Source organism: Dysgonomonas gadei ATCC BAA-286, from assembly GCF_000213555.1.
In the GTDB taxonomy this organism is placed as follows: domain Bacteria; phylum Bacteroidota; class Bacteroidia; order Bacteroidales; family Dysgonomonadaceae; genus Dysgonomonas; species Dysgonomonas gadei.
On the sequence record NZ_GL891994.1, the window covers coordinates 13318 to 39802 of the forward strand.

The 26485-nt window shown below is 39.3% G+C and carries 14 protein-coding genes and 1 pseudogene; 5 read left to right on the forward strand and 10 right to left on the reverse strand.

The window, feature by feature from the left end:
• Positions 1-197 precede the first annotated feature (197 nt).
• The 4 genes from HMPREF9455_RS19725 to HMPREF9455_RS19735 form a co-directional block, all read right to left on the reverse strand.
• On the reverse strand, positions 198-1904 hold the full coding sequence (locus HMPREF9455_RS19725; RefSeq protein ID WP_006801526.1) for a right-handed parallel beta-helix repeat-containing protein: 1707 nt from the start codon (positions 1902-1904) through the stop codon (positions 198-200).
• 133 nt (positions 1905-2037) lie between these two features.
• Positions 2038-2199: a DUF5018-related domain-containing protein gene (locus HMPREF9455_RS21985; RefSeq protein ID WP_006801527.1), complete on the reverse strand. Its 162-nt coding sequence runs from the start codon at positions 2197-2199 to the stop codon at positions 2038-2040.
• Positions 2196-3626, reverse strand: coding sequence for a RagB/SusD family nutrient uptake outer membrane protein (locus HMPREF9455_RS19730; RefSeq protein ID WP_006801528.1), 1431 nt, complete (start codon positions 3624-3626; stop codon positions 2196-2198). The genes HMPREF9455_RS21985 and HMPREF9455_RS19730 overlap by 4 nt, the downstream gene beginning before the upstream one ends.
• Positions 3627-3840: 214 nt before the next feature.
• Positions 3841-6891: a SusC/RagA family TonB-linked outer membrane protein gene (locus HMPREF9455_RS19735; protein ID WP_245532212.1), complete on the reverse strand. Its 3051-nt coding sequence runs from the start codon at positions 6889-6891 to the stop codon at positions 3841-3843.
• A 621-nt stretch (positions 6892-7512) separates the two neighbouring features.
• On the opposite strand from HMPREF9455_RS19735, the gene HMPREF9455_RS19740 reads away from it, so the two are divergent.
• On the forward strand, positions 7513-9246 hold the full coding sequence (locus HMPREF9455_RS19740; RefSeq protein WP_006801530.1) for a right-handed parallel beta-helix repeat-containing protein: 1734 nt from the start codon (positions 7513-7515) through the stop codon (positions 9244-9246).
• Between the two features lie 18 nt (positions 9247-9264).
• Here the strand turns inward: HMPREF9455_RS19740 and HMPREF9455_RS19745 are convergent, their stop codons facing one another.
• Positions 9265-10896: a DUF6377 domain-containing protein gene (locus tag HMPREF9455_RS19745; RefSeq protein WP_006801531.1), complete on the reverse strand. Its 1632-nt coding sequence runs from the start codon at positions 10894-10896 to the stop codon at positions 9265-9267.
• A 918-nt stretch (positions 10897-11814) separates the two neighbouring features.
• Here HMPREF9455_RS19745 and HMPREF9455_RS19755 point away from each other — a divergent pair.
• A complete protein-coding gene (locus HMPREF9455_RS19755) occupies positions 11815-13848 on the forward strand; it encodes a hypothetical protein (RefSeq protein ID WP_006801532.1) in 2034 nt (677 codons plus the stop codon).
• A gap of 29 nt (positions 13849-13877) precedes the next feature.
• Positions 13878-15884: a retaining alpha-galactosidase gene (locus HMPREF9455_RS19760; protein WP_006801533.1), complete on the forward strand. Its 2007-nt coding sequence runs from the start codon at positions 13878-13880 to the stop codon at positions 15882-15884.
• Positions 15885-16086: 202 nt separating this feature from the next.
• Here HMPREF9455_RS19760 and HMPREF9455_RS19765 read toward each other — a convergent pair whose 3' ends face one another.
• The 5 genes and pseudogenes from HMPREF9455_RS19765 to HMPREF9455_RS19785 form a co-directional block, all read right to left on the reverse strand.
• Positions 16087-17304 (reverse strand): alkaline phosphatase family protein, encoded by a 1218-nt coding sequence (locus HMPREF9455_RS19765; RefSeq protein ID WP_006801534.1) that lies wholly within the window; start codon positions 17302-17304, stop codon positions 16087-16089.
• 85 nt (positions 17305-17389) lie between these two features.
• Complete coding sequence (locus tag HMPREF9455_RS19770) at positions 17390-20554, reverse strand: TonB-dependent receptor (protein ID WP_006801535.1); 3165 nt, start codon at positions 20552-20554, stop codon at positions 17390-17392.
• Between the two features lie 138 nt (positions 20555-20692).
• Positions 20693-21346 (reverse strand): helix-turn-helix transcriptional regulator, encoded by a 654-nt coding sequence (locus tag HMPREF9455_RS20865; protein ID WP_006801536.1) that lies wholly within the window; start codon positions 21344-21346, stop codon positions 20693-20695.
• Positions 21347-21566: 220 nt separating this feature from the next.
• Positions 21567-22794, reverse strand: a pseudogene (locus tag HMPREF9455_RS19780) (nucleoside permease).
• 17 nt (positions 22795-22811) lie between these two features.
• On the reverse strand, positions 22812-23600 hold the full coding sequence (locus HMPREF9455_RS19785; RefSeq protein ID WP_006801538.1) for a S1/P1 nuclease: 789 nt from the start codon (positions 23598-23600) through the stop codon (positions 22812-22814).
• Positions 23601-24167: 567 nt separating this feature from the next.
• Here HMPREF9455_RS19785 and HMPREF9455_RS19790 point away from each other — a divergent pair.
• Together HMPREF9455_RS19790 and HMPREF9455_RS20870 are read left to right on the forward strand one after the other, a co-directional pair.
• Complete coding sequence (locus tag HMPREF9455_RS19790; RefSeq protein ID WP_006801539.1) at positions 24168-24926, forward strand: LytR/AlgR family response regulator transcription factor; 759 nt, start codon at positions 24168-24170, stop codon at positions 24924-24926.
• Positions 24911-26380 (forward strand): sensor histidine kinase, encoded by a 1470-nt coding sequence (locus HMPREF9455_RS20870; RefSeq protein WP_006801540.1) that lies wholly within the window; start codon positions 24911-24913, stop codon positions 26378-26380. The genes HMPREF9455_RS19790 and HMPREF9455_RS20870 overlap by 16 nt, the downstream gene beginning before the upstream one ends.
• The last annotated feature ends 105 nt before the right edge of the window (positions 26381-26485 follow it).

Here is a 26485-nt window from a genome sequence, read left to right on the forward strand (position 1 = left end):
TAATTTATAATTATAAAGGGGCTGATTCTGAACTCATAATCAGCCCCTGCCTTTATCGAGAACTTTACATATATAAGATCAATGTGTCCTAATCAATTTATCAATAAATAATTCTTTATTATCCGTTAATAGTTGATAACTATATTAGTTCCGTAAACTTCTCCTTGCACAAACACATCTTATATTAATCTCTGCGATTATTGCTCCACAGCTAAAGCTCCATTATTCTTAATATCTACATTTACCGAATTCTTTACTTGTATAGCTTTGTTGGAACCAGATATTTCATTATCTCTTATTTCTACTCCGTCAGTATCAGAAATATAGATAGCTGTTTCTCCCACTGCCTGTATTACATTATTTCGTATGATAATATTTTTATTCAACCTGTCTGTTGTTTTTCTTATACCGTTGACCTCAGCACTGATAGTACTACCACTTTGTCTGCCGTGACCATAACCGCAATCTATAAACCAGTTATTTTCTATCACAACATTCTCCACCGGAGCACCTTCTCTCCAACCTGCCTCGGCACCCAGCTGGATAGCAGACCCACTACTGCTTTGCACAACGTTACCGGCAATGCGTACATTTCTTGTTTTGATCAGGAATGCCCTTGCCATATGGCTTCTCACTGTGTTGTTCAGAATATCTACGGAAGGGCGGCGGGTAAGATTGCTCATGTAATATTCATTCACATCATATTTTATTGGTTTATCCAGGATGACAACAACTTTCCAGTCTTCTACCGAAGTAGAAACCTTCTGAGCTATATAGTATTCTACCGGAGTCAATTTATCTTTTGATACTAATGCCAATGTGTCTCCCACATCCGGATAATCAAGCGATAAGGCATGCAAGTCGGCATTTTCTACTGTTATGCATACATCATTGCCCGACTCTTTGTATATACTCCAATAATAGTTATGAATATTAGTACAGTCATCTCCCTGTCCTCCGAATTTACAGGCATCGAAAAGTATTTTTCCTTTACAACTTGTAAAATGAGTGGCATCAGTATTGGAAGATGTGACAGTTCCCGGAGCGGGAATAACTTGCAGATTCCTCATTACAATATTTTCGGAACGATGCCCGACAATACCCATTCCGGGCTGTGAATGTATGGTTACATTTTCCAATGTAATGCCTGATGATTCTTTAATCAATATACCAGCCCTGTTGTGTGCACAATGTCTTAAAATGCACATATCTCCTACCCCCGGCCGGGTTTGTGTATAAATGCGTACCGTTTGTCCGTCGGGTAATAATTCTTTTTTCTCCACCCGGTTTCCTGTATATATACGCTGTTTCTCTACATCATAGTAGTGAACACGACCTGTTATTTTATCTGTCAGATAAGGATAGAGGGCGGTATCTATCTTCATATCAAAATAAGTAGTAGTGGATTCTATCACCTCTCCCGTGGTGAAAGGGGGCCGCTTATGAGTCAGTTTCAATCCTTTTATTTCAACGTTTTTAGCATTAGTGATAGATACAGCTTCGTACCAACCTTCCTGAACCAGAGTAGCACCTTCGGCCTCGATAGTTATATCCCTGAAATTATCCAGATCCAATGCAATGACATATTCTCCTTTAGGTTTAAAGAAATATCCCTGCACATCTTCTCCATACTGCCCGTTGATGCCCTTGTACTCGAATTCCATTGCTTTAGCATCACTGTAATTATAGTTCCCGGGAGGTATGACGAGGATAGAACCGGGATTTTCGCGACACTTATTTAATGCCAGCATGAAAGCCTCCGAATCATCTTCTCCGTCATCAGGTATGGCTCCGAAATCTTTCAGGTTGAAAACAGTCTTCGATTCTTTACTCTCACAGCTAAAAGAAAATGCTAAAAGAATACAACAAGCAGTTATAAACAGTAAATATATTTTATTCATCATTTATCATTATTGAGGCCATAGCCTGTTTGTTAACTCAGTATGCAAAAATATGTATGTTCTCATTCATTTCAAAACGAAAACAATGGACAGGACCCCATTATCAGCCTCCTGTCCATTTCAATCCCATAAATCCCTACTTATTAAAAGCCGTGATAACAAGCACCCAGTCTTGCTTATTTATACCATCGGCAGCCACTACATTATATGACATATTCGATTGGCTGAAGTCGCCTAGTTTCCCCAGCGTAGGGGCCGACCCATTAGGTCGTACACTTGCCCCCGGCGATATGGTCATGTAGGCAACTGGCCATGTGTTATACGTGTCTTATTGATATATTCGATAGCCTTCGGCGCATCTTTAAGCCTAAGCATCACTTCCGCATAGTTCAGGTAGGAACGTCCCAGACGTAGCGGCGTTAAGTGGTAATTCATCTTTACACTTGAGCCAATGATCATATCTTTGTCCAGATACGATCCTTTACGATAAAGGTAGCCCGATTTTGTCATATGCTGATCTTTCTCCATATTGTTCTTATAGTACATATTTCCTCCGAGGCGCATGGTAAGGAGTGAATTCATATACCAGCAACTATCATATGTAATAGTGGAATAGAAGCGTGCATCTCTGTTCTTATAGAGTACATCATGGACATAATCGACACCCGGCCTGAAATTATTATAATAAGACGTCTCGTCCCAGTTTTTTGCTTTTCCGTCTTTATCTATTACCTGATAGGCATCTACAATTTCCTGCGAAGGACTTTTCTCGAACCAGCCTTCCATAAAATCGTTCATTGGCCATATGGCAGCCACTGCCGGAGGTAACTTATTGGATGCTCCCTGATTAGGTGCAAACTTCATCTTCCATGTACCACTCGTATATGTATTGTCGGACAACCAGTACGACCCCAATATAATTTCTTTAGAATTCAATCCGGTAGTAAAATCATTGAATAGCTTATCATAATCGCCCTCGAGACTGTATTTACCCAATGCAAACAAATCTTCGCTGGCCTTTTTTGAAATAGCGTAATATTCACTTTTTGCAGTTGTATCATCCAGATATGCCGCTCCTTGTAATGCAGTCTCTGCCAGCAGGGCATAAGCCGCCCCTTGGGTTATAGCTCCGGCTTCTCCCGAATCGGGGAGATCGGTTGCTGCATCTTTCAGGTCTTGTAAAATAAAATCATACGTTTCTTTTATCGTCTTCGACCGTCCCAGCATAAGTTCATCTTCGGGAGTAAGAACCCTATCAAGGATAATCAGCCTCCCGAATTTTCTTGCCATATTGTAATATACTATGGCTCTCAGGAATCTTGCCTGAGCAATGAGATAAGGTTTGTCGGTGTCCTTGATAGATGCAGATGAGGTCACTTTATCTATAATGAGATTGCAACGCCGGATTTCCGGAAACATATTCCATCCGTAAGTAGAAATTCCATGATCACTGGTCAGTACCTCCCTCACAACATTCTGGGCACTGCCCATCTGAGAGTTAATAACCATATCGTCGCACCAATCGTCGGAATGATTATTACCCTTATCCAGCAAATGATCTTTCACATACATTGTACCGTTTACAAACAGTTGCGCACTGGCAGCCGAATTCCACACTTTATTTTCAGCATGATCCGACAAAGGATAATTACTCAAATGATCATGACAGGAAAACATCAATGTCAATAATAGTAAAATCCCTGATATAATAATTATTTTTTTCATAGCTTAAGTAACTGTTTTAATTTTATAGAACATATCTCTTGTAACTGTCTTTTATTCTTCTTTGGCACTTATTTTTATTCTTTCTTCTATATTTTTCAGTTCTTATTCTTGGTTTAGCCCGCTAAACCTGCGAACAATAACTAAAAAATCTATTTGAAATAATTAAAAATAAGTTTGTCAATAAAATTTAAACAGTTACTAATTCTGTATTTTTTCAAATTCCTATATTTAACACAATCGAATATGTCTTCTGAACAGGATATCCTTCACCATAATTATACGACTCGGGGTCGAAATAGTCCATAGCATCAGAAATTGTAAATATATTGGTACCCATCAATGACAACTTAAATTTGGATATTTTTGTGTTATCTTTAAATAATAATTTTTTGAAATCATATCCGAATTGCAAGCTCTTGAGACGGAAGTATTGTGCATTAATAAGCCAAAAATCGGAATTTACCGTATTGTTTCCGCTATTGGTAGACTGCAATGCCGATGATCTTGGAAATCGTGCCGAAGGATTGTCGGGAGTCCATGAATCCATTTGGTAAGCATAGTTTGAATTCACTATATTTCCACCTTTAAGCAACAGCGTTAATTCAGTATAACGTTTTCCTGTACCCTGAAACAGTCCGTACAGAAAGAAACCTTTATAATCGAGATTGAAATCCATACCAAAATCAAATGAAGGGAAGAATGGTTTTCCGAGTTTTATCTGGTCGTTTGAATCAATCTTACCGTCACCGTTGACATCCCTGTATGCCAGATCCCCCTTTTTCAATTCGGTGGCACTAAGCATACGTGGAGAATTCAAGATAGACTCATAATCCTGATACAATCCTTCATTCATATAATACGATGAACCATATACATTCTTACGATGTGTAATTCGTTTCCTCGGATCCATCAGATCAGTCAAAGCTTCATCTTCCTTCACTTCCCATAATTCGTTATAAGAAGTGAACTGGAAACCCACCTCATAGTTGAAGTCCCTGTATTTGTTCTTATATCTGAGCGATGCCTCATAGCCCGCGCGACGATGTACACTATTAGATTTTACCTGAGGTAGAGCTTTACCTAAAGTTGTACTGTACCTGTTTTGAGGAGAAATAAGATAACCTTTGGTCTTGTAATAATAATAGTCAAAAGAGGCTGAAAGTGTATTATTCAGGAAGGCTAGATCGATACCTATATCAAATACATCTTTAGTATACCAGCTAAGTACTTCAGGAGATACAAGATCGCCTTCGCTGAATCCCGGAACAAATTTACCTCCGATAACACTGGCTTGCGCATTGTAGCTGTATACAGGTATATAGCCAAAACGTTTGACTCCATCTTCCAGACCCACCTGTCCGTACGATACTCTGGCCTTTGCAAAATTTATAATATTTTTTTCGGCAAGCGGTTTCATGAAACTTTCTTCCGAAATAGCCCATGCAGCAGCACCGGAAGGGAAGAATCCCCAGCGTTTATTTTTTGCGAAGTTATCGGAGCCATCATAACGGAAGTTTCCTTCCAGAAAATACCTGTTTTTGAAAGAATACCTCAACCGCCCTACATATCCTATACGAGTTCTTTCTGCTGCTCCGCCTGCATTATCTTTGGTAGAAGCATCACCCGAGCTCAACTGATCAAAATCGTTTGAAATAAATCCGGTACGACTAGCGTCAAACCATTCATTATATTCGTCATAGTAGCTGTATACACCCTGAGCTTCCAAAAAATGTAATCCAATCTCTTTTGTATAATTGAGTCCGAATTCCAGCGTATTACCTCTTGTCCATGAACGATTCATCTCCAGCTCTTTAGGCTTATCATCTCCGACTAATGTTCCGTCGGAATATTGAGGGGCTCTTGACTTGAAATATTTTCTGTCATAAGAAGTGTAATTATAATTTCCCGTCAATTTAGCCTTCAGCCCTTTTACCCATGGCACATTCCAGTCGAGATATGCCTGAACATTTGCCGTGTTGTTGTATTGGTTTGTATAGCCTGAAGCCTTATCCAGATATACAATAGGATGGACATCCATAGCCGTATATGTACCATCATCGTTATATATTCTGTCTATTGCCTTATTATACCCCATCAGGTTGCGCCATATATCCTCCTGCCCGTATGGGTTAGGGGTACGTTTTGCATAAGTCCCGTCCAAATTAACCCCGACTTCAAGGCCATATTTATCAAATGTCGAAGAAACATTACTCCTTATATTATACCGTTGATAATGGTTATTGTGACTCTCCTTATAGATCGATTTCTGATCCATTATACCTAAAGAGGTAAAATGCCTTACGGTATTCGACTTCCCGGAAATGGTTACAGTATGCCTGTGCTGAGGTGCAAGGCTTCTGGTTGCTTCTTTGTACCAATCGTTATTACCATATATCTTGCTTGTACCATTTCCGATCGCATCTACTTCCGATTGCGAATAAAGGGCATATTCACCCTGTCCGTCATATCGGGCTGCTGCGTTAGCTGCCAGTACATAATCAAGAGCCCCTACTCGATCTGCGACAGTTGTAGGTTTGCTAAAATCGACCCCTCCGGTATATTCAATATTCAGCCCCGAAGCTCCCCTTTTAGTAGTGATCAATACAATACCGTTACCGGCCTGAGCACCATATACGGCTGTGGCACTGGCATCTTTAAGGATACTCATTGATTCGATATCTGAAGAGGTCAATGAGTTGAAATCATCACTACCCCTTATTATACCATCTATTACATAAAGAGGAGTGCCACCTCCGCGAATGGAAATAGTAGGAGCTGTTCCACCCGGTTCACCTCCCGACTGCTGTACGATTACACCGGCTATACGGCCTTGCAGGGAAGCAGCCGTACTGGTATAAGGGAGTTCGTCTATTTTGTCGGTTTTTAAAGTACCCAATGCACTCACCGTACGGCGGGCCGAAGTAGTACCATAGCCAATAGCGATAACATCGTCCAACATGGTTACATTTTCTAACAGGACAATTGTAAAGTCAGTCTGATTACCTACTTTTATTTCCTGTGTGTGAAAACTGATGTACGTTATTACCAAAATATCACTAGCGGAGGCCTCAACGGTAAATTTTCCGTCCATATCTGAGATAGCCCCTTTCGAAGTACTTTTGACTGTTACAGATGCGCCTATTATAGGCTCACCGGATGTATCGGTTATGGTACCTGTCACCTTTTTTATATCCTGCGATATATTAAGGCTTTCTGCTGTATTGGCGGCGACTTGGGAGAATCCACCAAATAGGAATGCGGACATGATTAAAAGCACATACAAACTATCCCGATAAACACATCCTCTTAAAAAACGTGGTTTAGAACGTAGGGATAAACGTCCTGGTTTTGTAGTTAATTCCATGCTTGCAAAATCAATTTGTTAGTATTAAAAAAATAAGGTTCTTATAATCCAGGTTAATGGCTGTGTTTTTAAAAATTGTTTTTCATAGTTTTGGCTTCAAAAACAGCAGCCTGATACTTATCATTCATGACTGCAAGTTAGGACAATATAGGAAAGAAAAATATTGTAGTTTTCTCTAAAGTAGACACTCCAAGCATGCCTACACACATAATCAGCTGCTTTATAATGATTTACCAAAACAACAGTCGAAATTTAGGTATACTTAACATATATCATTTTATAAATAAACTTAAACATAATAATATAGTAAGTTTATTAGATTAAAAATAAAGCCTACTTAATATACACATTAAAAAGCTGATTATCACATACATAAAATAAGGTGACATCTACTTTATATTATGGTATAAATAATGGTATCGGTTTATTCTGCTTATTTTGTGAATATTTTCATTTCTCATTAATTAAAAGAAGCTTTGGAGAAATAAGTTTCCATTATAAACATTATAAAAATATGCTGCTATGAAAATACATATATCATTACCCATTTTGTGTTTAATATGTCTCTTGGGATGCAAACAACAATCCGCAATTGATACTATCAATCTGGCTGATTATATCCCGGCCGACTCTGTATCGTCAACAACCTATGATGCTACTGTTGATATAACCCGCGCATTAAGCGATTGCAAGGAGATGAAAGCCTCGAAACTGGTTATTCCGAAAGCCATTTACCGTATAACGCCAAATTATGCGTCAGAGAAATATGTTTTCGTCAGCAATAACGATGCCGGGCTTAAAGCATTTCTTTTTGATTTAAGTAACATCTCCAATCTGGAGATAGATGGTAATGGCTCTGAATTTATACTGGAGGGGTTCATCTGTCCTTTTTTGCTCGATAATTCTATAAACATTACAATAAAAAACCTCAGTATCGATTTCAAACGCCCTTTCCATACCGAAGGGCTAATCATAGGATCGGGCAAAGGCTATATCGACCTAAAATTCAGTGATGAATTTCCATACGAAGTAAAAAACGGTAAGCTCAGATTCATTGACAGAAACGGGACTTTATATCCCTATGGTAATTTACTCGAATTTAATGCAGGACAGCGAGAAACAGAATTTAAAGTGTTCGACAACTGGCTTTTCACCAGTCCTTTACCTGCCGAAATTCTGCCTAATAACGATATCCGTATGTATAAAGAAGATATTATTGGAAAAACCGGCAACATTATGGTATTCGGAGCGTCTAACAGGCTGATTCCCGCATTCACTATTTCCGATTCGGAGAATATCCTGCTCTCGAATATCAACATCTATCACTGCGGCGGCATGGGAGTTATCGGTCAGAGAACAAAGGATATAGAACTGAACAAAGTGATGGTAAGTCCGAGGCCTGACGGCAAACGAATTATCAGTGCTACTGCCGATGCAACTCATTTTGTTAATTGCTCAGGATATCTGAGAATGATAGACTGTACTTTCGAGAATCAGAAAGATGATGCGACCAACATTCACGGGATATATGCCGTAGTGGATAAAATTATCTCCCCGACAGAAATTATTGTCCGGCTGAAACATCGTCAACAGTTTGGTTTCGATTTTATTAAGAAAGGTATGAATGTGGAATTTGAAGATGCAAGAAGCCTGATTTCAAAAGGTATATGCAAGATAAAAGAAGTGAAGCGGCTCAATAAAGAATGTACATTCGTAACTTTTTCAGATTCCATTCCATCTTCTGTCAGGCTAAAAGATCCTATGGCCAGTATCGAGGCATATCCGGAAGTATTGATAAAAGGATGTACTATACAGAAAAACCGCGCCCGCGGATTGCTACTGGGTTCACGGGCTAAGATAGTTATTGAAAACAATTATTTCCACACTCCGGGCTCGGCTATCCTGTTCGAAGGCGATGGCTGTTACTGGTACGAGCAATCGGGAGTAAGAGATGTCATCATCCGGAATAATATTTTCGACAACTGTAATTTTGGTAATGACTCATGGGGTATCGGTTGTATCGGGGTTAATACCCTAATCATGGAAGATAAAGACAAGAGCCGTTACCATAGAAATATAGTTGTGACCGATAATCAATTTAATATATTCGATCCCACCATAGCATACCTCTATTGTGTAGATGGCTTCACTTTTAAAAACAATAAGATACAACAATCGGATAAGTATAAACATGTCCGTACCGAAACAAGAAGATTCGTGACAGAAGATTGTAGCAATATATCGATTGAGGATTAAGGAATAATTCCTTAATCCTTACATCAGGGTTCCAATTTCCATAACGTATTTCTCAAATTCATTCCTATCCACCACCGAAAACTTCTTCACCTTTGCCCGGTAGTTGTATACAGTCTGAGGCGAGAAACGCAGGAAAGAAGCAATCTTGGAACTGTCTGTTATTCCCAAGCGGATAAGGGCGAAAACCCGGAGCTCGGGATTGAGTTTCTCATTATTCTTTAGCCTTATTTGCCCTTCTTCATTAAGTAAGGCATTAAAGTCGGTAATAAAAGTAGGATAAAGATTTAGAAAAGCTGTATCGAAGTTATCAAAAAAGTCCGTAAGTTCAGACTGTAAGAGGTCTGAAGAATTGCTGATTTTATATAAGTCATCTATCTGCTTAGCCAGAATCTTACGTTTGACAGTATCTCTGTATTGCGCCATTTTATTGATATAGGACGAGCTGAGGTCTATAAACAGTCCTACATATTCTTCACGCATCTTGTTTGCTTCCGACAACTTGTTATTGGAGTCGGTCAATTCTGTATTCAGCCCGTTTAACTGATCATTGAGCTTTCGTAGTTTTAAACGGCTTTCTTTAACCAGTTTAATCTGTTTGTAAATGTAAAAGAGAGCCAGTATCAGCCCCACTACCAGAAAACTAATAGTACCTAAGGCAATTCTGAGATTCCGGTTTTCAGTCTTGCTTTTTTCCTGAAAAGCAGACACAATAACAGGTAGTTTCCTCGCTATCTGAACAGTACGAACACGATTGTTGAAAAACTGGGCATCCTCCATCGCACATTGTATATACTTGTTTGCTCTATCCAGTTCCTTAGGATGCTCCTGAAAGAGATACATGGCCAATTCCTGCATCGCCCTGTTCTCCTTGAGAGCACAGACCTGATCGGATATGGCAGATTTGATAAGATATACGTCATAATTATGCAGGTCCCCCTGACTCTTGCATATGGTTGCAATATTCGATGTAACAATAGCATACAGCCGGGAGTCTACATTCAATTTTGACAAGAGGCCAAGCAATACCGTTTTTGACTCATCCATCTTACCTTGTTGTAACATAATGTAGCCTTTGTAATAGAAATAATCGGTAGAGCCTTTCTCCAGCTGTTGAAATACAGAATCGACATACAACAATTCTTTTTGCTCATAAACAGGAGAATAAACCTCATCATCCACATAATTTTTCATTCTGAGATACGCCCATTCGTTGGTCATATAATAATCCGTCAATAGAGATTCGTGCAGAGTACTCCTACTGATGCTTTCCAGGATTTCAATGGCTTCCTTAAATAATCCCGTAGTAGACAGAAGCATGGCCGTATGTAAGCTCACCTCATCTTTATACCTTTGAATATCAAGAATTTCTGATATATTTTTATTCAGCGTAATGTAATGTTTCGCCGAGTCATACCTGTATGTACTATATTCCTGATAAATTTTATTATTTATCAGATACTGATCTTCCAGGGAACTCTGAGGCGTTATTAGCTTGCAAAGGCTGTCTATCCTGTTTTCTTTAATCTGCATATAATATTTCCGCTCCTTTATTTTAGAGTCAAGCTCTTTCATAAGGTCGTCACGTTCGCCTGCCTGAGAGGGTACAATGAAAATAAAACTGAAAAAAAATGTAAAGAGAATTTTATTCATAACGGAATTCATAATATATGTTGTATCTGTTACTTCACGATAGAGTAAAAACAGTTATAAAGTTCTACTTGAAAAGATAATCCTCTCCATGTAATACCCTTATAATCAAAGATAAGTAGATAGAGTATTTTGCAAAATCCTACTCTATATCAGTATACGTTAGTATTTATCTATGCATACAATTAAATTTGTATACGATGCTCTGCTACTTGCTGGTACTTTTAGTGATTATCAAAAGTATTGTTGTTTTTGATTTCAGGTCTTGAAAACAAATTTAATAAATTTTTATTACGAATGTGCTTCAAGTTAGAATTACTATACAAATGATTGTTTGATTTTGGAAAATACTTTATCTATGTTATTAGCTGGTAGCTTTTAGGCATTAGCTGATAGCTCTTTGAAAAGATTGAAAGATTGGAAAGATTGAATGTTTAAAGATTTAAAAATTGACAATAAAAAAATGTGTAACTTTTGTAACTTTTTTGAATTTTATGTAAAGGTAATCCCTGGTGGTTACCCCTCGTCTCGCGCAGACTTCCAGTCTGTGTGTTGCGAAGCAAAAGGATATAAGGATATATTGCCCTTTGGGCAAGACACGGAAAAGATGTCCGCGCCAGCGAGGTGTGTCAACTTTGTAAAGTTTTGAGAAAAAGTAACATTGATGAAATAATGAAAAAAGTGTTACATGTGTTACCTTTTAACAAATAATAAGTTTTAAGTAGTAGTAAGTTGAAAATAGCGGGTGAGACAAAAAATTTCAAATTATTAATTTTTCATTCTTAATTATTAATTGCTTTCAGTGTTACATGTGTTACCTTTTAACTATATATTGCGAATAAAAGTTAATTTCATTGCATTCTTTCAATGAAAGCAATTAATAAAAAAACATAGAAAATAAAAACATTTAAAATACAATCTATGAAAATTACAGGAATATTCATTTTATTATTTTTGAGCAATTTTCTTTTTTCTCAGGCCCAGAATAGATGGGAAATACAACCTGATAGGTCTATCAGATGGGAAACAGGTCAAAGCATACCCCACTATGACCACATAGAGATGAGTGGCGAACAAGTTTCGGTAGTACTCCGGTATGGCGTAAATCAGGATGGGAGTTTCGGCTTGGAGCGTTCTATGATATGGCCTATGCTCCGCACTATTCCCAACAATACTCATGGCAGCCTGATGCAACGTTTTGCTGTGGATTATCCGTCTCAACTAATAGTAAACGGATTAACACTGAATAATGAAAAAGTAAAATACATGCAGCTGGACGGAAGGCTAACAGTAGTAAGCGAATTATCGACCGGATATGTCAACACCGGGGCAGCGCGAAACAGGAAACCCGTACCTGCCGTTGAACTGACCCGGACATACTTCCCTTCCACCGATAAGCCAATGCTTTGCGAATTATATAAATTGAAGAATATTACAGAGAAGCGAATTTCGGTTATAGTCCCCAATCTGCATGCAACCTATAATACGGATGCACAAAAGGGTGTAGATGGAAGTTACACTATGGTAACAGCTATCAGTGGCAACTCCGGATTATTCTATCTGGATCCAAACGAAGAATTGACCTTTGGCGCATCTGTACAGGCATATAAAACGGGCCAGTCTGAAATCAAACCTGATATACTGAAAGAAGAACAGGCGCGAAAAGATTTTGTGAAAGAGGTATGGACCAAACTTGACTTCGAGTCTCCCGATCCGGTACTTAACACAGCTTTTGCCTTTGCAAAAATACGTGCTTCTGAAAGTATTTATAAAACAAAAGGCGGATATATGCACGGACCCGGCGGGGAATCCTACTATGCAGCCATATGGGCAAACGACCAGGCCGAATATGTCAATCCGTTCCTCCCGTTTCTTGGCTACCGCTTGGGAAATGAATCGGCTTTTAATTCATTTATGCATTTTGCACGGTTCATGAATGACGAATACAAACCTATCCCGAGTTCGATTATTGCTGAAGGTTTGAGTACATGGAATGGTGCAGGCGACCGGGGCGACGGGGCTATGATCGCCTACGGAGCAGCACGCTATGCACTGGAAAAGGCCAGTGCAGATGAGGCCCGTCAACTATGGCCGCTAATAGAATGGTGTCTGGAGTTTTGCAAAAGGAAACTTAACCCTCAGGAAGTGGTAAAATCTGATAGTGATGAACTGGAAGGACGTTTTCCTTCGGGTGAGGCTAATCTCTGCACCTCATCATTATACTATGATGCATTGCTATCGGCGAGTTATCTGGCAAAGGAACTGAATAAACCTGTAAGCCTAACCAAGAGATATCAGTCGGAAGCTGCAAGTCTGAAAAAAGCAATCAACAATTATTTCGGAGCCACAGTCGAAGGCTTCGATACATATCAGTATTATGATGGGAATACCGTTCTCCGCTCATGGATATGCATTCCGCTCACCGTTGGTATTTACGAGAAGAAAGGAGGTACGACCGATGCTTTATTCTCACCTCGCTTGTGGACAAAAGACGGGATGCTGACTCAGGCCGGAACAGAAACATTCTGGGATCGTTCCACCCTTTACGCATTGCGCGGTGTATACGCTGCCGGGGAAAGGGAACGGGCAACGGAATATCTCGAGCACTATTCGGCACAGCGCTTACTGGGCGACCATGTTCCCTACCCTATCGAAGCATGGCCGGAAGGCAGTCAGCGCCATCTTTCGGCAGAGAGCGGATTATATGGACGTATCATTACAGAAGGATTATTCGGTATACGTCCGACCGGATTCAACTCATTTACATTAACACCTCAGCTTCCCGACAAATGGGATACTATGCAACTGAAGAACATAGGTGCTTTCGGAAAAGCTCCTTTTGATATCAAGATAGACAGGATTGGCAATAATATAAAGATCACTATAATAAAGGATAATAATGTTGTACGTACATATACATCCAAAGTTGGAAAAACTATTGAAGTAAAGCTATAACCTCAAACTTTTCATAAATTAGAACAGATATGAGAAAGATTTTGCAACTATGCATTATTGCATTGTCGGGCATCGCTTTTGCCCAAACGATAAACGCACAGAAAGAATTTTCGGTAAAGTCCCCAAATAAAAAATTGGAAATATCGGTTGTCATAAACAAAGAAAATGTGGAATACTGCGTCAGGCACGAAAAAGACCTTCTGATAGACAAATCCCCTATCTCCATGACTTTTACCAATATGGAACCCTTCGGGATAAACCCTAAACTGGCTAAATCTAATACAAGATCTTATTCTGGAGTTATTCATCCGCCTCTATACCGGAAAAATGAGATTGTAGATAATTACAACGAACTCACCTTGCAATTTAAAGGAAATTACAATCTTATTTTCAGGGCTTATGACGACGGGGTAGCTTACCGGTTTGTATCTACGGCAAAAAAGGCCTTTATGGTAGAATCGGAGCAAGTGACATTCAATTTTCCGACCGACAACAAAATATATGCACCTTATGCCAAAGGGCGTAAAAATGATGGAGTTACTGATCCTTTTTACAGTGCATTCCAAAGTACTTACGTGCACATCCCTCTTTCGGAATGGAAGAAAGGTGAGATAGCTTTTGCACCCGTGTTGGTTGAGTGTGCCAACAACAAAAAGGTCTGTATCACGGAAGCCGACCTGCTCAACTATCCGGGAATGTACCTGCATAATAAAGAAGGTAATACATCTTTGGAAGGAATATTTGCGGCCTATCCAAAAGTCATCAAGCAAGAGGTCAGAGGATTGAAAGGAGTAGTGAAAGAAAGAGAGTCTTATATTGCAAAACACGAGGGGGCGACAAACTTTCCCTGGCGTGTAATAGCAGTGTCGGAGAACGATTTTGAATTGGTTAACAATGATATGATATATAAACTGGCCACACCGGCTCAATTTACAGACTATTCATGGATTAAACCCGGAAAAGTTGCATGGGACTGGTGGAACGACTGGAATATATACAATGTCGATTTCCATGCCGGCATCAATACAGAGACATACAAATACTATATAGACTTTGCATCTGAATATGGACTCGAATATGTTATATTGGACGAAGGCTGGTCTGTTGCCGAGAAAGCTGATCTGCTCCTTATCGTTCCCGAAATTGACTTGGAAGAGATAATCCGTTATGCCAAAAGTAAAAACGTAGATATTATCCTTTGGGCAGGCTATTACGCTTTTGCTAAGAATATGGATGAGGTTTGCAGGCATTATGCAGCAATGGGTGTAAAGGGCTTCAAGCTCGATTTCATGGACCGCGACGATCAATTAATGGTCGATTTTCATCATCGTGCTGCCCAGGCTACTGCAAAGTATAAACTTCTGCTGGACTTTCATGGTACCTACAAACCTACTGGCCTCCAACGTACTTATCCTAATGTAATTAATTTTGAAGGAGTATTTGGTCTGGAAGAATTGAAATGGGCTAAAAAAGAAACAGATATGGTTACCTATGATGTTACTATGCCATTTATACGTATGGTAGCAGGACCTTTGGACTATACCCAGGGGGCTATGGATAACAGAACCAAAGAAAATTTTGCTGCTATATATAAGGAACCTATGAGTCAGGGGACTCGATGCCGTCAGTTAGCAGCATACATTATATTCGACTCCCCGATAATTATGATGTGTGATGCTCCTACAAACTATATGAAAGAAGAAGAATGTACTCGTTTTATAGCAGATATACCAACCATCTGGGATAAGACAATTCCGCTGAACGGTAAGGTATCGGAATATGTCACCATTGCCCGCCAGAAAAGTAATATCTGGTATGTAGGTTCTATGACCGATTGGAATGCAAGAACAGAGAATCTCGATCTTTCATTTCTGGGCGATGGAGATTTCAAAGCCGAAATATTCAAAGATGGGATCAATGCTGATCGTGTGGGTCGCGATTATAAACGTGAAGTCACAGACATACCGGCAAGTAGAAAATTATCTGTTCCAATGGCTCCAGGGGGCGGTTTTGTTATGAAGATTTATAAGCAATGATGCTTTATTCTTTTAAAGGAACTTTACCATAAATAGCAGGGTCTATATTGATTTTAAAACAAACTTATAGAGGATTTAACAGATTCCCAGATTACCTTTATTAAGATAAGGTAAGAGAAACCGAACCGATAACAAAAACTGTATCCGGAAAAGTATCCAACATATAGCCGCATCAAACTAGATATAACAGAGCTTATTTGAATTATCTTTTAAGAAACTGAGTTATCTGCTTGATATCGCCATCAGTTATGGCAGGTTCTATTCCCAGTAAGACAGCCATTAATGAATAAAGAGCCGTATTGTCAAAGATTTTTCCTTTATAGTTCTTCTTGAAGTTAGGCCCATAGGCAAAGAATATAACATGCATATCGCTACAAGCTGTATCGTACCCATGTGCGCCTTTTGCACGTGAAGAATTGAAGCCAAACTGCCACCCACAATCGGCAATCACTATTAAATCGCCTATATTCTCATTTGTTCCGTAATTGAGCCGGGCCGGTATATCCTCTTTTCTGAAAACACGGATATGATCTATCCCGGATAACGCATTATAGATTGAATCCCGATAATTTTCATTACAGAATATAGATGATGGGTTCGACCCTACAATATGGTTATACCACTCAGGCCTGAGATAGTCATTCGTATTTATAAAGCGTTCGGATGAAATGTCAGTCATCCCATGATCCGATGTTACAATCAGATTCACCTGGCTTGAAAATGGCAGTGCCTCAATACCCTTCATCAGCACGCCGATAAGGCTATCCATTGTCTGCACTATCGCATGCGTTTCATTCCCATGAGGCCCTGAGCGATGGCCTGCTCCATCCGGTTCTTCCATATACAATGTGATCAGGCGGGGGCGTTCTTTTTCAGGCTTATTAAGCCATACGAGTGCTGTATCGATTCGTTCGGCAAAACTCAGGCGGGGTTCTTTTGCCCAGACTTTATAATATGTGGGATACATGCCTCTTATATCTATATCAGAACCGACCCAATACAGGCTGCCGGCGGTAACGCCTTGCTTTTCGGCGGTAACCCAGATAGGCTCTCCTTTATAGTAGTCAGGATTGTTGCGCGTAAGGGAATCCCCAATACTGTATTGCCGTCCGTTTTTCCTATCCCAAAACGAGTTGTTGACTATGCCATGATGATCGGGAACAAGGCCGGTCACTAACGTATAATGATTTGGAAAAGTAGAGGATGGATAAGAGGGCCGCATTATCGCGCTGACTCCTCTGCGGGCTATTTCATTCAGGTTCGGAGTACGGTGCAAGCGAGGATAATCCCATCTGAACCCGTCTAATGAGACTATGACAGTATAATTTTTATTATTTGTTTTTCCATTACCGGCAATTGAAAATTGAGTTATAGGAAGTAATAATAAAAAAAGTAGAATTTTGGAGAAATAAGATTTCATATATAGATATTATTTGTAATGAAAATCAGGCATTGCAATTTAATAACAATGCCTGAAAGAAAATGCGTGTATGAAAAAAGTTTCCTTAGAATATATACTTTAAGCCGACCTGCCCTCTCCAACGGGAATAATAATCGCTATACGAGCGCATATTGTAATCGGAGTTATGTAAGAACTGAAAAGTTCCGCCGCTATAGTTAATCGGGCTGTAATATGTTGCCGAGCCGGTGGCAGAAGCATAGCGACCCCATTCTTTGTTAAAGAGGTTTCCGATATTCAGCATATCAAATGAAAGCTCAAGCGAATGAACTTTGTTGCATACATTGAAATTGAGTTTCTGTGCAATGTGAAAATCAAAATGATGTTCGAAATCCTCATTATCTGCGTAACGTTCAAAGTACTCTCCACGATGTTTACTTAGATAAGGATCATTGGCAATCCAGGCTTTCAGGCTTGCTTTCTGTGCATCTATAGTATAATCGGTAGCAGCCTTGAACGGCATTTGGTCGATTTGCGCATCAGTGGGAATAAAGATCAGGTCATTTCCGGTAGAGCTGTCGCCATTCAGGTCTCCGTTATAATATATCGAATAAGGAGCCCCCGATGAACCTGTATAAATCAAGCCTACAGTAGTTGTCCATGAGTTGCAGCCGGTATTACCGTATTCTTTATGATAAAATATTGAGGCATTGATACGATGTGGAAAATTAAACGCAGAGAATCCCAGTTCAGGATCGTTTGAATTACCACGTGTATAGTTATAAGCCCAATTCGATTGGGCTACGGAAGAAGTACCGCTGTTAAGCGATTTGGAACGGGTATATGCATAAGACGCCATGAGTTCTAACCCAAAGTCGAACTTTTTCTCACCCTTTAATGACAGGTTGTAAGAGTAGCCTTTGTTGGTATTCGATAAAGCATAGATTAACGAATAATCGGTTCCGGTAGTCACCCTTTGAAACATGGGGCGTTGGTCAAAGCTCAGGGCGGAAACAGTTTCACCCAAAGTTTTTCCGTTCTGGTCATAAGCCAGATTCTGGTAAAGAATATCATTCAGCGTTTTTGAATAGATGGCCTCAGCAGTCCAGTCGATACCACCCAATTCGAAATCCAGTCCTAAGTTAAAACGAAGGTTCTGTGCAAATTTGAAATCTTTAGAAAAGACGTTAATGAGCTGGCTGCCGGATGCGGTCAGCTTGTCCACATTTGCCGATTGTTTATTCGGGTCGAGGATCAATGATAAGCCTTGAGGCGCATTGACATTATATGTAGACAACTGTATGCCGGTATTCGAAAAATTATTACTTAGCCATACGAAAGGAATACGGCCTGTAAATATGCCCGCCCCGCCCCTGAGAATATATTTATTGTTGTCATCTATATTATAACGGAAGCCCAGTCGAGGAGAGAACATCGGCGTGCTACTCAATTTACTATTTGTTTTATAGTCCCAGCCTTTAGACGCGGCATATTCGTTAAATCCTTTGTTTTCAGCCGGGGAATCAAAAAACAGAGGAATATCTATGCGGAGGCCCATCGTAAGATCCAGTTTATCTGTGACATTCCATTTATCCTGTGCGTAAAAGCCAAGCTGTCCGACATTAAAGGCAGCTTCCCAGCGGGGATCGCCGGTCACTTCAACATTGGCTTGGGAAAAACGGTACTGATTGATTTTATTCGCGAGGAAGTCGTCCATACTGCTATAATAATATGTACCGTAAGCATCCTGGATAAACAAGTTGGCAAAACGGGAAAATTCGTTATGCGTACCGAATGTAAGAGTGTGGTCACCCTTGTACAAAGTCAGGTTGTCGGTGAACGACCAGATATCCTGGTCGAGACGGTTGGCCATAGAAGAACGTTCATTACCAATATTGACCGTACCGCCCACATTTGCAATACTGATCATCGGGAATGGAGTGCCCGGGTCGCGTTGGTCGCGCACACGCACATAAGACGCGCGGAACTCATTGTTTATATTATCTGAAATGCGGCTTTGCAATTCGGCGATAAACGAGTTGGTTTTGGAAATAAAGTCATAGGCATAATCCGAAGTATTGAGATTGGAGGCCGTACTGGTCATGTTCAACTGTTTGGCCGAAACCATACTCCAGCGAAAAGACGCTTTATGCATATCACTGACGTTCCAGTCCAGCTTAGCGCTTGCCTTATCGGATTTTGTATACACATCCGAACCCTCGAAGCCTCCATTGTAGGTCACTCCCTGTGCCTGAGCCATTTCTTTTATTTTATCGAGTATACTTTTCGCTTTTGCCGCATCAATCTTTGAAGCAGCCGCGCCCGGACCATATGCATCCGGATATTTTTTATTTGACTTCTCATAGTTGGTAAAGAAGAAGAGCTTATTTTTAATAATAGGACCGCCCAATGTAAAACCTCTTCTGTACTCACTCTGCGTATTATATTTTTCACTGGTTTCCCCGTTCATCAGGGTATATTTCTTACCTATCAGGTCCTGGTTGTTGCCAAAATTATAGGCTGAACCATGGAAGGTATTGGTTCCCGATTTTGTAATGGCATTGATGGCTCCACCTGTGAATCCCGATTGGCGGATATCAAAAGGTGCGACGTTTATCTGGATTTGTTCGATTGTTTCCATAGATACGGGTTGAGTTCCTGCCTGCCCGCCATTGGAGCCGTTGCTTGTAAGACCGAAAACATCGTTATTCATCGCCCCGTCAATCTGAAAACTATTGTAACGGTTATTAATCCCGGCAAAAGACATTGCACCGCTATTGCTTATACTGATTTGCGGATTCAGGCGAATGACGTCTGCAATGCTGCTGGAGATAGAAGGCATACGGCTGATCTGATCCGAATTCATACTCATAGCCGCGCCGGTCTTATTGGCATCGATACCTGCCCTGCCTATCACCGTAACTTCGTTCAATAATTCGGATGATTCCTCTAATTTTGTTGAAATATCTGTTGTTTCTCCTAATTTCAGAATTATTCCGGTAAAAATAGCCGTTTCTTCCCCGACATAAGAAATTTCCACTTTGTAAGGCCCTCCGGCACGCATACCCTGAATCGTATAACGGCCATCTGTATTTGTGACTCCGCCGTAGAAAGTTCCTGATGGTTCGTGGACAGCCCGGACTGTAGCGCCAATCACGGTTTCGTTGTTCGTATCGGTCACCTTCCCACTTATTGATGATGTGGTAACCTGAGCAGATGCAAAGTAATTTATACCTGAAATGATTAACAATAATAAAATAATTCTTTTCATATAGTTTGCCTGTTTTAGTTTGGCACAAAGCAATAGGAAAAGAGTTTCTTTATGCCTAACTAAAAGTTACGTTTTTGCAAAGTTGTAACTCAAACAGATATTAGAAGCTGTTTGAATTATATCACTTATCTGTTTTTGTTAAAACCTGACACATCTGACAGTTTTCTTAATTTTTTCGGTTGTCATATTTTTCTTCTTTTTGTGTTCGGCTTTTCTTTTCTGTGAAGATGTAAGTACCTGCATATCCTTTTTTGTATGTTCGTTTTTCGGGGGAAACTCTGTGATGGTCTCCGCGCAGGTTTCCAATATTTCTTCCACCTGTTTTTGATCTATACTATTATCTGCTTCTTCTATTTTTTCCAGAGTTCCGACTTCATCCTTCATTGTGCTTTCTTTAGCGGCTTTCTCCCCGCCTTGCCGGCTCTTATCCTGCCTGTCCAGCAGCATCTTTATCGTGCGAAGGTCAGGCGGACATTCTTTTTTTGTAACTGTCTTTTGCTTGAAAACAAGTTCGCCTGTATACCCATCGGGGACATAGATGTCTTTTTCTACCGTGGTGTAATATCCTTCAAGTTTCTTTTTCAGCGAAGCATGCACCATCGTCATCAGTTCCGCTTCGCGGCGCGCTACCGCCTGTTCCACTTCGTTGCGGAAATCACCTCTGGTATTCATCCAGCAATAATATGTCTCACGGCTGATGCCTGTTGCCTTACATGCCTGCGACACGGTGAAAAACTCGTCTTCAAGCAGGCTTACAATCTTTTCTGTCAATTCCGTACTGTACTTTGCCATAATAAATTAATTTATTAATTTGCCAATTCGCTAATCTGCTAATTAGTTTCTTTATAGATAAACGGAATTTCTATCCATACAAAATTTTAACATTTTAGAGGTAAGGGGCAGAAACTTCGCGCTGCGGCGGCCTCCTTCTGTTGGCTACACCGAAACACTACGCTTATAATAGTCAAATCTCCGTTATAACTCAAACAGATGTTAAAGTTGCGTAATAATCCTATATTGATTTCTTCGGATTGAATAATATCAAAAACAATATTCCTAAAACAAGTGCATATCCGGCAAAGACAAACCAAATATTTTCCCAACTACGATATCCGTTCGCATCCGTGAAATAATCTACTACCCATCCGCTCAGTTTAGTCCCTATTATCGTGCCGACACCATTCGTCATGAAAATAAAAACTCCCTGTGCACTTATCCTGATCGAAGGATTTACTTGCTGTTCGATAAAAAGGGAGCCTGAAATCTAGAAAAAAATCGAAGGCCAGCCCATATACAATCATGGAGAGAATGAGAAATATAAAACCACTTCCGGGGTTTCCTATACAAAAAAAGCCGAAGCGGAGCATCCATCCTCCGATACTTATCAACATGACGGTTTTAATACCATACTTCCTCAGAAAGAAAGGTATGGCAAGTATAAATAAGGCTTCTGAAATCTGGGAGATGGAAGTCAATATACCGGGATGCCTGACAGTAAATGAATCCGAATAAGCGCCCGCCAAAGAAAAGTCCGTTAGAAACGGTTGTCCGAACGTATTTGTTATTTGCAGGGCCGAGCCGATCAGCATGGAAAAGATAAAAAATATTGCCATTTTTCTTTCCCTGAATAAATGCAGGGCATCCACTCCTGATATATTCTTTACGGACACATTTTCCGAAGAATATTCCCTCCGGTATTTTGGTAAGGAGAGCGCATAAATACCATATAATAAAGAAGCCGCGCCTGCCAGATATATTTGTTGTTTCGATGTTGTCCACCAGCATATGTCAACCATCCACATTGCGCCGATAAAGCCGACAGTTCCCCATACCCTGATTGGCGGAAAAGATTTGACTATGTCCAGCCCATTGGATTTCAGCGTATTATATGCAAGACTACTGGCTAATCCTAATGTACTCATGTACATGGAATTATATAAAAGCATAAGCCAGAAAAAGTGCTCGAAAGCCGTTGTTCCGGATAAAAAGAATAGAACAATACCGCCTCCGATATGCAGTATACATAACAAGCGTTCGGCATTGATCCATTTATCTGCAATTACCCCTATAAGAGCCGGCATAATGATAGCTGCAATACCCATTGTTGCAAATACGCTGGCTGTCTGGCTGCCTGTAAACCCCAAAGAATTACCCAGATACACCCCCAATGTGGTGAGCCACGATCCCCAAATAAAGAATTGTAAGAAATTCATTATTATGAGCCTGATCTTTATACTCATATGTATCATATTTGAGATTAGAAACAATTATTAAGAATGAGAGCGAGCCTGATGCCGGCACGTTGTAATTGCAGCTCTACTACGTGTTTATATTTGTATGAATAGCCATATGATAATTCATCACCACTCCGGACAGACGAATATATTTCGTTGGTTAACAGGTAAGTTTCGAAAAGCCAGTCGGAGAGATTACCTTCCTGTATCAGTTTTTGTTGCGATTTGGAAATGTTGCCCAGTATGGATGCATATTCAGTATAGCTGTATTGTTCAAAATCAATCAGATTTGAATCCCAGACGGCATGAATATTGCTGTTTTCCCTGAACCATTTTACGGTAATCCTGTTACCTCCCAAATCTTCTTCCCGCCCTATATGCATGGGCTGATGCAGGTCGCCGACAAGATGTATGATGAAGTTGAGTGCGATACATCTGTCTTTGGTGGAGGCTTTCTTGTTTTTCAGTATTGCTTCCAGTTTTGGGATTTCACTATATATATTTTCCTGTTCAATGGCTTTTATAGCTTCCTGAAATTCCAATCTGTCCAAATCGGACGGAATATTGATATAATGCCATACATATGTATGTTTCCATATGCCGGTAGTATCCGACCGTATCTGGTCTGCCCAGTCGGATGAATATGCCATCGGATAGCCATTTAATAATTTCTTAATTTCCTTGTAAGACTTCCTGCTAAGATTTTGCTCTGCAATCTGTGCGATTATCCTGTGACCGTTTTCCCCCCATGCATACATTGAAGTATCTGATAATGAAACAAATAGAACAAATAGCAATATTAGTTTTTTCATAATTATAATACGTTTCTCTTTTCCTCATATTTGCTTTGATATCTGCACATAAAAAAATCGGAAACACCGCTAAATACCTAGTATGTCCGATCTTTTTGTAAATATCGTGCTGATATAGAGTAAATATTATAGAATATTTTTGTATAAAGGAAGATTTTTTTTGTTACAAATATTATACGACATAATAACAATATGGTTAAAATCAAATACGTTGAAATATCCTTTATTTATTTCATCCCGGAAGTTCAAGTCGCTTTATCAAAAGAGTTCTTTGAAAGAATGGTAAAAATTTAAAGATTCAATATTTAAGGATTGAGGTAGCGATCAAAAAAAGTGGAAAATGGAAAATGTGTTACCTTTGTATCTATTGAACTACATATAGTCAATAAACACAAAAAAACAGTAAAGAAATAAAGAAAAAGATGTCAAATTCGTCCGATTTTAACCAAACATGGTTAATAAACATGAATACAACAATGAGTGTAAGTGATGAAATATAAATGATAGAATGCCTATCGGTCCATTTTTTATTACTTTTGTCATTTGTAAGTAACAATATAAACACCAATGAATATACTAATTGTAGAAGATGAATATCTCCTTGCGCTGGAGTTGGTCGAGAAACTACTTGATATGGATAGTAATATCAGGATAGCAGGGCAGACGCAAAGTGTTGCTTCTACAGTAGAGTGGCTGCAACAAAACGAGTGTGACCTGATTTTTCTGGACATTCACTTAAGTGACGGCAGTTCTTTCGCGATATTCGACAAAGTAAAAGTAAAAAGTCCGGTCATTTTTACTACAGCTTACGATCAGTATGCCATCCGGGCTTTTCAGGTAAACAGTATCGGATACTTATTAAAGCCTATTGACGATAAGGATCTTAGACAAGCCCTAAATAAATATAAAGAAACAAGAAGCAATTTTGCGACCGGATTAGACAATCTATTAGATTATTTAGATAAGACATCTTTGCCTCAGAAAAAATACCTGAGCCGTATCATGCTCAATCTGGGTAAAACTCAAATTCCCGTAAATATAGAAGATGTAGCTTATTTTATGGCTGAAGGACGTTACCTCTTTGCTATGACAAAGTCTGGAAAAAAATATTTTTATGAAAACACATTATATAAATTGGAAGAAATTCTGGACAATCGTGAGTTTTTCAGACTAAACCGCCGTTATATCATAAATTTCAACAGCATCGTTTCTTTTACCCCTTATTCTAAGAACCGGATAAAAGTGAAATTATTCCCTGAACCCGGGGAGGAGATTATTGTCAGTTCCGAAAAAATAAAAGAATTCAAACAATGGTTAGAAAGATAACGGATGGCATTTTTTCCAGTATATACTTTTGGGTAAGTGTATTTATTCTTTTATGCTTTTTTATGGCGGCCTGGTATGTAAATAACAGTGTAAAAAAAGAAGCGGTTACACAGGTTGGCGTTATGACGACAAATATCGCATTGAGTAATATCCAGATAATTGTAAATATGCTTGATGACTATGATAATAAGCTCTCCCTTATCAAAGTCGTATTAGAAAACAACGATAAAAAAGAAACTTTACAGGAAATTGTTGAAGAAATCAGAACTCTTGATCCAAGTATTAGTAATATTACTTTAGAACCTCTTAACGTACCACAGGAATATTCTACCGGAGTTTGGCGCGAGATATATAATAAGGATAATCAGTTGTTTTTTAAATTCTCTCTTGCAGTCAATCGAACCGAAAGGCTTTGTTTACTGGTCAACTTATTAGATTTTCATAAACGGATATCAGAAGCCCCTATTAGAAACTCTGCATATATTACGATCATAAACAAAGGCATATATCTCTACCATCCCGACGAAAAGAAAATAGGCTCTGTAATACGGGAACAGGATATGGAGTATGAAAAGTACCTTTTATCAAACCCGAAAGACACGATAATCAATACAAAATCGGATTACCTCGACCTTCCCGTATATAGTTATTACAAACTACATAATTCGGACAATGAGCAGTGGTTATTTACCGCTCATCTTCCTAACTTGGGTATAAGTGACTCAATACAAAAGACTGCAAATGATTTCCTGGTCATTTCTTTACTTGCAATCTTCTCATTTCTGGTGGTTTTTGGGTTAGGAATTTATCGGTGGCAAAAAGAGGCGGTTCGCCGTCGGCAAATCGAACAGGAAAATATGAATCTCCTGCTTAAAAGTGAACAACATAAGCAAACCATGATATCTACAGAATTAGAGAGGTTGAAAAGCGGGCTGAATCCTCATTTCCTGTTTAACTCTCTCGGCAGCCTGCGCGTACTCATAAGTAAAGACGCGGAAGTTGCCAAATATTTTGCAATTACATTATCCAATCTCTACAGATACATGCTGAAACAGGAAAATCAAAACATTGTTACATTGGCAGAAGAACTGGAGTTTACCGAGAATTATATCAACTTGCAGAAAATCCGGTTTGCGAATAAAATTGTAACGGAAATAACATTATCTGAAGAGATACTAACTTACAGGATTTTACCTATTTCATTGCAATTACTGGTTGAAAACTGTATTAAGCATACCAAGATATCAGATAAAGAACCGCTTTATATCCGTATTTATGCAGAAGGAGAATTTATCGTCGTTACAAATAATTATAATCCGCGGGAACAGGATGATGATTATTCCGGCAAGGGTATAGATAATCTTATTAAAAGATATTCAATTTTAACAAAAACAAAATGTACATTCAAAATACAAGATGGATATTATTTTGCTAAAATCCCTCTTCTTTCTTAGCATTATATTCGTAATTAATCACCATTCACTACCCATTTTCGGTCATTCATTACATTTTTTTTCCTCAGAAGATATTACTTCCTTACTTTTAAGCCAAAGTTATGT

Excerpts from the sequence above, each read along its gene's own strand:
- HMPREF9455_RS19725 (WP_006801526.1), bottom strand. The coding sequence starts at position 1,904 with ATGATGAATAAAATATATTTACTGTTTATAACTGCTTGTTGTATTCTT.
- HMPREF9455_RS21985 (WP_006801527.1), bottom strand. The coding sequence starts at position 2,199 with ATGACCATATCGCCGGGGGCAAGTGTACGACCTAATGGGTCGGCCCCT.
- HMPREF9455_RS19730 (WP_006801528.1), bottom strand. The coding sequence starts at position 3,626 with ATGAAAAAAATAATTATTATATCAGGGATTTTACTATTATTGACATTG.
- HMPREF9455_RS19735 (WP_245532212.1), bottom strand. The coding sequence starts at position 6,891 with ATGTCCGCATTCCTATTTGGTGGATTCTCCCAAGTCGCCGCCAATACA.
- HMPREF9455_RS19740 (WP_006801530.1), top strand. The coding sequence starts at position 7,513 with ATGAAAATACATATATCATTACCCATTTTGTGTTTAATATGTCTCTTG.
- HMPREF9455_RS19745 (WP_006801531.1), bottom strand. The coding sequence starts at position 10,896 with ATGAATAAAATTCTCTTTACATTTTTTTTCAGTTTTATTTTCATTGTA.
- HMPREF9455_RS19755 (WP_006801532.1), top strand. The coding sequence starts at position 11,815 with ATGAAAATTACAGGAATATTCATTTTATTATTTTTGAGCAATTTTCTT.
- HMPREF9455_RS19760 (WP_006801533.1), top strand. The coding sequence starts at position 13,878 with ATGAGAAAGATTTTGCAACTATGCATTATTGCATTGTCGGGCATCGCT.
- HMPREF9455_RS19765 (WP_006801534.1), bottom strand. The coding sequence starts at position 17,304 with ATGAAATCTTATTTCTCCAAAATTCTACTTTTTTTATTATTACTTCCT.
- HMPREF9455_RS19770 (WP_006801535.1), bottom strand. The coding sequence starts at position 20,554 with ATGAAAAGAATTATTTTATTATTGTTAATCATTTCAGGTATAAATTAC.
- HMPREF9455_RS20865 (WP_006801536.1), bottom strand. The coding sequence starts at position 21,346 with ATGGCAAAGTACAGTACGGAATTGACAGAAAAGATTGTAAGCCTGCTT.
- HMPREF9455_RS19785 (WP_006801538.1), bottom strand. The coding sequence starts at position 23,600 with ATGAAAAAACTAATATTGCTATTTGTTCTATTTGTTTCATTATCAGAT.
- HMPREF9455_RS19790 (WP_006801539.1), top strand. The coding sequence starts at position 24,168 with ATGAATATACTAATTGTAGAAGATGAATATCTCCTTGCGCTGGAGTTG.
- HMPREF9455_RS20870 (WP_006801540.1), top strand. The coding sequence starts at position 24,911 with ATGGTTAGAAAGATAACGGATGGCATTTTTTCCAGTATATACTTTTGG.